This is a genomic window from Kitasatospora arboriphila, from assembly GCF_039528095.1.
GTDB lineage: Bacteria > Actinomycetota > Actinomycetes > Streptomycetales > Streptomycetaceae > Kitasatospora > Kitasatospora arboriphila.
The window spans coordinates 9461-11432 of record NZ_BAAALD010000151.1 but is presented as its reverse complement, the minus strand read 5'-3'; the positions used below and the strand labels follow the sequence as shown (position 1 = coordinate 11432).

3 protein-coding genes are annotated in these 1972 nt (G+C 76.8%); 1 reads left to right on the top strand and 2 read right to left on the bottom strand.

The window, feature by feature from the left end:
• Positions 1–132: 132 nt before the first annotated feature.
• The gene (locus ABD353_RS37690) at positions 133–300 is read right to left on the bottom strand and encodes a hypothetical protein (protein WP_344628242.1); all 168 of its coding nucleotides are present in this window, start codon (positions 298–300) and stop codon (positions 133–135) included.
• Between the two features lie 283 nt (positions 301–583).
• Positions 584–1210 carry a GPP34 family phosphoprotein gene (locus ABD353_RS37685; protein WP_344628241.1) on the bottom strand — a complete coding sequence of 209 codons (627 nt, stop codon included), beginning with the start codon at positions 1208–1210 and terminating at the stop codon, positions 584–586.
• A 230-nt stretch (positions 1211–1440) separates the two neighbouring features.
• On the opposite strand from ABD353_RS37685, the gene ABD353_RS37680 reads away from it, so the two are divergent.
• Positions 1441–1944 (top strand): DUF1203 domain-containing protein, encoded by a 504-nt coding sequence (locus ABD353_RS37680; RefSeq protein WP_344628240.1) that lies wholly within the window; start codon positions 1441–1443, stop codon positions 1942–1944.
• Positions 1945–1972: the final 28 nt, after the last annotated feature.

Below are 1972 nucleotides of genomic sequence, written 5' to 3'. Positions count from 1 at the left end.
GGGACTCACGGGCCTCGCCGGCCGGAGCCGGGGGGGAGAACTCGGCCGCCGGCGCGGCGGGGGGGGCGCCCGCCGGCAGGGCGGCTGCCTCCTCGACGAGCCGGTGGTTGAACGCGGAACGTGCTGTCGCCGCTACGGTGCCACGGCGTCCGCGGCAGGCGGCTCGGGCTCCTCCCCGTCGTCGTCCCCGCCCTTGGCCCGGACGTCCGCCGGGGTGGGAGCCGTGATGCTGCGCTCCTCCGCGGAACGCTCCCGCGTCTCCTCGTCGGGGTGCGCCCGGTCGTCATCGGGTGTGGTCATGACCTCGTCCTCTCCTGGTCCGAGCAGGGCTACTGGGCGGCTGCCCCGTTCCCCGGCCGCCACACGGAGAACCGGTCCCGTCAGTCCGCCGGAGGAACGGTGACCAGAGCAACTGGTTGACCGCCCGGCGGCCGGAGGTGATGTCCGGCCCGGATCCCCTCGGTGAAGGACCCCTATGACGAGGACCGCCCGATCGGCGAGGTGTGCGACCGGTTCCTCGACCTGCGCAAGGCACGTTTCCGCACCCTGCCCCGCTGACGCACCGTGCCGCCGGCGCGGCGGCTCAACCGACCGCGCCGCGCCAGATGTTGTTGAACGCCGCCTCCTCGACGGCGCGGCGCCGCCGCACGGCGTCCAGCTCCCGGACCGCGTCGTTCACCGCGGCGAGGACGGTCGCCACGTCGTCGTCGGCGATGTCCGGCTGCTCGCCCGGGGGCAGCCCGCCGATGTCGCCGGCCGCCGCGAGGGCGGTGAGCACGGGCTCGCGCGACACCCAACGGTCCACCGCCGCACGGCGACCGGCGGACTCGGCCGGCACCGGGCCACCGGCCTGCACCCCCGGCGTCCCGTGCGCCCGGTGGAAGCGCGGACGCCGGACCCGACCGCCCGTCCCGAGCACGGCCGCATAGGCCGCCGCGAGCCCGCGGCCCCGGCGCCACAGCCAGTCCTCGACCGACTCGAACGGCGGCTGCCGGAGGACCGCCTCCGCGGCCTCGGCCAGCAACCGGTCCGCCACGGCCACCGGACCGCCCGGCAGGATCCGGGTGTCGTCCAGCTGGACGGCCCGGACGTCGAGCAGGTCGATCAGCTCCGCCCCCGCGAGCGCCAGCGACAGCTCGCCCTGCTCCGGGCAGGGGCCGGCCCCCGCCTCGACGGCGACGACCAGCAGGTCCTGCGGTGTGGTGTCCATCGGTGGCCCAACGTCCGGCGGATCGGTGACTGCGGCGCATGGTGCAGTGCCTACTGCCAGTCTGCCTCCCCGGCCACCCACCGGGGGCCGATTTTCGGCGCCGGCGCCACACCCGGAGCCGCGTCCGGCACCGGGCCCGGCATCCCTCGCGCACGCTCGCCCGGGACGGCCGAAGGCGCCGTCGGATTCCCGCCAGCAACCCCCCGGCCCACCGCGCGATGCTGACGCACATGACCAGCACCTACCGACCGCAGCCCATCACCCCCGCCGCCCTGCAGCAGCTCCGCGTCCACGACGACGCGGGCCGCCCGACGACCCCCTACCCGGACGGCGAGGGCGGCGCCCCGCTCCGCTGCTGCCTGCGCCCGAGCGCCGTCGGCGACCGGATCGCCCTCGTCAGCTACGCCCCGCTGCGCCGCTGGGCGGCGGAGACGGGCGCCGAGCCCGGGGCGTACGACGAGCAGGGACCGGTCTTCATCCATGCCGAGGACTGCGGCGGTCCGGCCACGGACTCCACCGGCTACCCGTGGGCCCGCCCCGGCGCCCTGCGCGCCTTCCGCCGCTACGACGGCCGCGGGCACATCACGGGCGGTCGCCTGGTGGAGCTGACCGAGGACGCCGACGCCTGCTTCGACCGCGCCCTCGCCGAGGCGTTCGCCGACCCGGGAACCGCCCAGGTGCACGTCCGGGCGGTCGAGTACGGCTGCTACCACTTCCGCGTCGACCGGCCGTGAACGCCCGGACCGCCATGGCGGTCCGGAC